Here is a 7070-nt window from a genome sequence, read left to right as displayed (position 1 = left end):
ATAACTCAGAAATGCCCCAAAGTGAGCCAGAGAGGGATTGAACTCAGTTTCAAACCCTGCAACTTGCCTTACTTTTCCTCACGTCTAGAGATCCAACAATGTAGCTAAACTTTCTAATCTACAACAGACTGACCTTCAATCACACTTAAGCACGAATATGTTGTTCAACTATTTCTAAGCTATTGAGTAATAGATAACAAAAGGAAAGTTTTTGATTGACTACGTGCTTTGAATCGGGAGCAATGTGGTGCTTGACGTTTTTCAACTGGAAATTAGACCATAACTGAATTATATCATAATTTTCAGTTGGTTAGATATGGTGCTTGAGATATGCTGAATACATCAATTCGTGCTGGCACGATAATAAAATGTTATATGCTTATGGAGCAATGAATAGAGTGAGAAATATAAATGACAGAAAAAACAAGTGAAAGTACAGTTCAGGTTCAACATGTACAAGGAAATGTCAGTTCATCAATTAGTGGTAACGTCAATCGAACGTTAGCTTCACGTCCCATGATTCTCGTTGGTACGATGTTGATATTAGTATCTACGTTTTGACTTTTCGGTCTAGGCTCAATTCGTGAAATTTCTCAATTTCATCAAATAATGGGTATTGTACTAACAGCTTTAGGTGTTGCATTAGTTGTTTTTGACGAGTTGTTCGTAAAAAACTCAACATCGTCTCTATCTGCCAATCGAATTATGCAACGAAAGCTAGCTCAACTTGAGATTGAAATTGCTAAAGAAAAAAGCAGAACAAATGAAGAAAGTATTTCAGCAGAAGATTATAAAAACGTACTAAACGAAGTTAAATCAGATGTAAGCGAGAAACTGACATCAGATTTAATTAGTAGTTTTAAAGCTGAAGTTAATTCATATGACGCTTTCGAGCAGACACAGAAAGCAAGCTATCAGTTTAGAGCGCGTGTAGAAAGTGAAATTCGAACGTTATCTAGCCGAGCAAATGTTAATTTGTTCATTGGTAGTGTGACGACAGTTTTAGGAATTAGCGTACTCGCATACATGTTAGTCGTTGGTGGCTTTGTATATGATGCAGACAATTCCATGACTGGCAATATATTAACGGATTACATTTTATACTACATACCAAGACTTTCAGTTGTTCTGTTTATTGAAGTATTTTCATACTTTTTTCTTCGTTTGTACCGTGCAAACCTTAACGATATGAAGTACTTCCAGAACGAACTTACTAACATAGAGAGTAAGTTGACCGCATTGAATATAGCAGTACATGGTGACGATAATGCTTTAAAAGCGACAGTGGTTGAAAGCTTGTTAGCGACAGAACGCAATTTTGTGCTTAAAAAAGGTGAAACAACCATTGATTTAGAAGTAAGTAAAATGGAAGCTCAAAAGTCAGCTGAAACCACAAGAATACTTCAGGCTGCACTCAAAGAAACACGTACGCTTTTGAGAGCAAGGAAGTAACGCATACAAACATTTAACAAAGCGCTGCTTCCGGAAAAACTTTCAGCTGCACTCTAAACTTGCTGCCAAGTCCGACATTAGTGTTAATCATGGAGTATCGAATGAATCAAAAATCGTTGTTAATCATTGTCTCAGTGATTCTTGTGCTTCCAATGGTGGCGTACATCTATCAATTTGGAATTGGTTTTTGGCAATCACCATCAGAGTGGTCATACTTAGGCGGCTATATTGGCGGTATTTATACTCCAATTTTGGCGTTACTAACGTTGACAGTTTTGTGTGTGCAAATATACCTTCAGGTTCTACAACATCGCCAACATATGGTCAGCTTGCAAGAGAAAGAGCTAAGCGATTATCTAAACCAGTTGAATATGGAGCTAGATAAAAAGATTGAGGATGACTTAACCTTACGCCAGATTCTGCTTAATGTTCTAAATGACAAAAACGTTGACGATATAAGTTCAATGAATTTGAGCTTAATTTTTAGTCTCAATCAAAATCATCATAAGCTGTATTCAATGTGGTGTGGCGTAAGGGCTTGCTTAAAAGATATAGAAAATCACTCAAAGATTAAGCACTATGAATCTAGTCACTATTCAGTACAAAAAAATAAAATCATCGCTTATATGAGCCCTCAAGTTTGTAGCTCACTTGATAAATTCAACTATGCAATGCATCTAGCCTTACAACAAATTACGGGGAGCGGGATAGATGATAGTGCAATGCAATATGAGTTTTGGAAAGACAAGGCGCAGCCCTGAAAGCCCTAAAGAATGATTTTCAACGCGCTGTACTTTCGATTTGGTTGAGTTTAGTGACCATGGTGTTTGTTCTAGAGAAAGTGGTCGTGGGTGCTACCTATCAGGGTATTTTCCACACTTGAATTAATTTATAAATGGCTAAATTAGCAAGGTCGCTAAAATACTTCTGTCCAGAGGCTTCATAGACCTGAAGTTTTACTCGTGGCACTTTTCTCAAAAAGTGCCAGCTAGCTCAGATCTGCCCCATTATTGGTTTCGCCAAAACACCCACGCTCTCAGCTGGGTGAATTTTGACCAAGTATAACTAATCTGACACCCAAAACTCACAAAGTACGAAAAAATGGGGGGCCGAGTGCAGTTCTTGACTTAAATGAACTCGCTGGTTTTTGCTCTGTAAGTCGCTCTGAAGTCGTTATAAACTTATAAGATGGCATAGAATCATATCGCCTTGATTAACCGTCTAAAATCTTCGCTAAGAGCGTTTGACTTGCTTTAAGGGCTGTTTCTGAGCACAAACTCACGGAGTTTACATAATAGGAATAATGAACACCAATTTTATGGTCATCATGTCACTGCTCGTTTTGCATAAAACGGAGTATGGTTAGATTCATGAGGATTCTAGAGAGAAAAATTATGGCGCAAGCCAGACTTTGAAGTTAGTCGCAGAACTTTAATCACTATTCTCGATAAGTCGTGATATGGACTTAGACTTGAAGTTGGCTACATGGCATAGAGGCTAAGATGGAAAAGGCGAAATTCATTCAAAAGCACCTCATTGAAAAGGGTGTACCAGCAGATTTAACCAAGCCAACAACTTTTATTTGGTCTAAATACAAAGACCCGTCCCAAAAACCACTAGTTTTTCAGTCTCCTATAAGAATACTAATAACAAATAGTTTGTTCATGGGAGGGTTGTGGGGGGCGCTAATGTGGATATTATTTTGGCATTCAGAGCCTGACCATTGGATAACCTATCTTATCGCATCATCCCTATTTGGTATTTGTATGGGACTTATTAACGTGTTTCGCACCATTAAGGCACGAAAGCTCTTGGGTGAAACAAATTGGGGGAATTGGTGTAAGCAAAACTACCAGTAACGCGCCATAACAAGCGTTTAAAAGACAAGCATAGAATATAGATTTCGTTGTGTATAAGTGGTCGATTTAACGTAACGGCACTTAATCCGCACCTAAACTAATCCAACCTTCTTGCTAGTGCGATGAGTAAAATCGCACTAGCTCTTCCCAACAACTTTGCAATACCTTTGATTATTCATAGTTTTCTAAATTAGCACAGGCACTGGCAAGCTTTTGTCCCAAACCATTTTTATAAGCCCATTAACACCGCTTTGAAACGAGAAGCTAGTTCATAGCATTCAGATTTATCTCGGACATTAGTGAAACTTAAAATGATTCCTGGTTCGCACGGCGATGAAGCCCATTGCGATAATCCGTGGGCAAATAAACCAGACTCAATCATTTGGTTAGCTAATGTGAGATCATTAATGGATCTATTGTTGAGTCTCACAATCAAATTCATTCCACCGGGTTGTGAGTTGATGGTGATTGCGGGGCCTAAAACGTCTTGAAATACCGCTGTCATCATATCGCGGCGTTCTTTATAGAGTTTTCTCATGCGTTGAATATGACGTGAGAGGTGGCCTTCTTGTATGAAGGAGAGTACCGAGGCTTGAGTTAGCGCTGATACATTCCCTGCAAAAAATTCTGATGATTGTTCAAAGGCAGCTACTTGGCTTTGTGGTACGACAATGTACGCCATGCGTAAACTTGGGAACATAACCTTACTGAATGTTCCAGAATAAATCACTCTATCTTGTGTATCGATGCTCTTTAAGGCCGGTAAAGGGAGCCCTGTATGTCTATATTCACCATCATAGTCATCTTCAATGATCCAGCGTTTATTGCTTTCCGCCCAATTGAGTAACGCTTGCCTACGTTCTAAAGAAAGGGATACACAAGTTGGGCTTTGATGAGCGGGAGTCACCACAACTACATCAGCTTTTGATTTGGGGTCAAAGATAATGCCGTCTTCATCAATCGGCATTGGGAGTGGGGTTAAACTGTTGTTCAACAGCAGTTGACGCGTCAGAGGATAACCGGGATCTTCCATGGCTACCGAAGCGTGTTTTTTTAATAACACATGGCAAATCCAATTAATGGAATTTACATATCCTGAAGTAATAAACACTTGTGAGGGCTCACATTGAATACCACGTGATAACTGTAAATATTGAGCGATAGCAATTCTAAGTTGTGGGTTACCATAAACTGATGGGTAAGCGAGATCATCAGTTGTCATATTTCTCGTGCACCTTGCGGTCATTCGAGCCCAGACTTGTTTTGGAAATTCATCCAAAGCTGGAATGCCTAATTGGAATGGTAAAATTTGGGATAATTTTATTTCTGGTTGAAATCCGGGTTGGCGTGAGGCAGATTGTTTTTTTAGTATTCGCGGTTGAGTATGCAACTTATCACTTACGAGTGTTCCTGCTTGCCCTTTTGATTCGATATAGCCTTCTGCTTTTAACCGAGCATACCCTTCCTCGACCGTTCCTCTTGATACGCCCATCTCTTTTGCTAATGTTCGAGCAGAAGGAATCCGTTCACCAGGCTTCAATGTACCTTGTAAAATAGCGTCATGAATTCGTTGGTAAACTTGTTTGTAAGCTAATACTTTAGTCATCAACATTTCCGCCTGTTATGGATTTAAAACATGGTCTATAAAAATAGTTAATTTATGGCACTTATTGTACTCCATATTGGACAGTATTATACCCACCTTAGTTGTGAATCTAAATTGGTTAATGATCTCGATAATAAGCATTTGAGAAAAATATGAACGTACTTTTGGTTAACGCGAGCCCACAGAAAAATCAAGCATCTACGCAGCTTATTGCCCAAGCTATGGTGAACACTTTAGCGGATAGTTCTGAGGTTAAAATTGATACTCTCGACGCAACAAAATTGCCTCATATTGATCAACGTTATGTGCAAGTTTTATGTGGTGCAGCAAGCTCACAGACTCAATCAGCCAGTCTAGACTTGTCAGATGAGCTCATTGCTTCTCTTGAGAAAGCAGATCTAGTGATCATTACATCTCCAATGCATAACTATACTTTACCTTCTAGCCTGAAATGTTGGCTAGACCATGTGGTTCGTGCGGGGAAAACCTTTGAAATCACAAGCACCGGAAAGCAGCCATTATTAGAAGATAAACCGGTTTATATATTGATTTCATCAGGAGGGGTATTTTCTGGTGAACAGGCTTACCAACCAGATTTTTTCACGCCATATATGAAAGAGATCCTTTCGACAATAGGATTAACTAAGTTGCACTTCTTTTCTATCGAAGGAACGGCAGGTGATCAACAGGTTGTCGAGCAACAAATACAAAAAATTCAAAAACAAGTATGTGAACATTTAAGTTTGAATGTTTGATGCTTCTTTAATTTTTTCTGGTTTTTATTCTTGTATCTAGCGCAAAGCAGTACAAACACGAGAAGTCAGAAATTTTCTAAATTTTCAATATAAATAGGATAATGTTATGTCAATACGATTGTTTCATTGGATGAAAACACCATTAATAACATTGGTATGCTCACTTGCTTTTATGCAGCTGGCTCATGCAACCGATGATTACTCTGCTGATGGTGAACGTAGAGCAAAATCAGCGGGTGAAGGCTTGGTTGGTACAGCCGCTCCTCAAATGACAGTAAAAACGATTGATGGCAAAGTGATCGATTTAGCGGAAGTGTATGGTAAGAAACCGGTATACATTAAGTTCTGGGCAACATGGTGTGTTCCTTGTCGTGAACAAATGCCTGGATTTGAAGAGATTTACAAGAAATATGGCGACCAAGTTCAAGTAATCGCGGTTAATACTGGTATCAGCGATAATGTAAAATCGGTAACGGCGTTTCGTAAAAAAATGGGCTTAACCATGCCAATTACCATTGATAATGGTGAATTAGCACGTGCTTTCCATTTGCGTGTTACACCTCAACATTTGTTGATAGATAAAAACGGCAAGTTCGCTTATTTTGGTCATGTTGATGACAAAGAATTCCACCAAGCGTTAGATAAAGTGGTAGCAGAAAAAGCAAGTCAAAAAGCGGTGAAAAATCCAACCTTCGTTGATGATAATTCAGGCTATCAAGTCGGTGATAAAGTGTCAGACATGACGTTCACCACCATTGATAACACCAATATTGATGTGAAATTTAATACCACAACTAGCAAAAAAGTCGGCGTGGTTTTCTTCGGCCCTTGGTGTGAATGGTACTTAGAAGAAACCGAACCAACGACGTCTAAAGCGTGTACTCAAGTGCGTGAATTATTAGAGAAAAAATCAAAATTATCAGAAGTACAATGGGTGACAGTATCGACGAACTTATGGTCTTCAGTGAATGATCTTAATGATTACCGTAAAAGTTATGGCACCACGCTACCGATCGTGTTTGACCAAGATGGTTCGTTATTCAAACAGTTTGGCGTGAACCAAGTTCCAACCATCACCTTAATCGAACCAGATGGTAAAGTGGCCGTGAAGTCCTCCATTCAAGATGATGACTTTAATCAGGCACTAGAAACTATTTCATCATTTAAATAACTGGCAGCTTGTCAATAAACGATGGCTTTGACTAGCATCGCTTTTAACCATGTAATGCTATTTAAAAATAGGCGCGCAATGACATCATCTTTACTACGTTCATTGAAAGAATGGACAGCTTGTTTTAACTCGGTCGATTCATGTAAACCGAGCACTTTTTTAAAGAAAACACTTTTGTTGGTTCTTTTAGCATGTTCATCACATGTAATGGGCTTTGTTGCGTAATT

7 protein-coding genes are annotated in these 7070 nt (G+C 38.8%); 5 read left to right on the top strand and 2 right to left on the bottom strand.

What is annotated here, in order from left to right; all coding sequences use genetic code 11:
- Window positions 1-609: 609 nt before the first annotated feature.
- The 3 genes from AACT19_RS21110 (at window position 610) to AACT19_RS21100 (ending at window position 3311) form a co-directional block, all read left to right on the top strand.
- The gene (locus AACT19_RS21110) at window positions 610-1452 is read left to right on the top strand and encodes a hypothetical protein (protein ID WP_076648652.1); all 843 of its coding nucleotides are present in this window, start codon (window positions 610-612) and stop codon (window positions 1450-1452) included.
- A 101-nt stretch (window positions 1453-1553) separates the two neighbouring features.
- Window positions 1554-2213, top strand: a complete 660-nt coding sequence (locus AACT19_RS21105) for a hypothetical protein (RefSeq protein ID WP_076648650.1) — start codon at window positions 1554-1556, stop codon at window positions 2211-2213.
- Window positions 2214-2954: 741 nt separating this feature from the next.
- On the top strand, window positions 2955-3311 hold the full coding sequence (locus tag AACT19_RS21100) for a DUF6404 family protein (protein WP_016767840.1): 357 nt from the start codon (window positions 2955-2957) through the stop codon (window positions 3309-3311).
- A 229-nt stretch (window positions 3312-3540) separates the two neighbouring features.
- On the opposite strand, the gene pdxR is transcribed toward AACT19_RS21100, so the two are convergent.
- Complete coding sequence (gene pdxR / locus AACT19_RS21095) at window positions 3541-4917, bottom strand: MocR-like pyridoxine biosynthesis transcription factor PdxR (protein WP_076648648.1); 1377 nt, start codon at window positions 4915-4917, stop codon at window positions 3541-3543.
- A 152-nt stretch (window positions 4918-5069) separates the two neighbouring features.
- On the opposite strand from pdxR, the gene AACT19_RS21090 reads away from it, so the two are divergent.
- Both AACT19_RS21090 and AACT19_RS21085 read left to right on the top strand, forming a co-directional pair.
- Window positions 5070-5672 carry an FMN-dependent NADH-azoreductase gene (locus AACT19_RS21090; protein WP_076648646.1) on the top strand — a complete coding sequence of 201 codons (603 nt, stop codon included), beginning with the start codon at window positions 5070-5072 and terminating at the stop codon, window positions 5670-5672.
- Between the two features lie 106 nt (window positions 5673-5778).
- Complete coding sequence (locus tag AACT19_RS21085; RefSeq protein ID WP_076648644.1) at window positions 5779-6843, top strand: TlpA family protein disulfide reductase; 1065 nt, start codon at window positions 5779-5781, stop codon at window positions 6841-6843.
- Window positions 6844-6854: 11 nt separating this feature from the next.
- Here AACT19_RS21085 and AACT19_RS21080 read toward each other — a convergent pair.
- A partial coding sequence (locus AACT19_RS21080) for a hypothetical protein (protein ID WP_207551973.1) occupies window positions 6855-7070 on the bottom strand: 216 nt, incomplete at its 5' end.

This window comes from Vibrio sp. 10N.222.47.A9, assembly GCF_963872585.1.
Classification (GTDB): domain Bacteria; phylum Pseudomonadota; class Gammaproteobacteria; order Enterobacterales; family Vibrionaceae; genus Vibrio; species Vibrio splendidus.
This window is presented reverse-complemented; position numbering and strand designations above follow the sequence as displayed.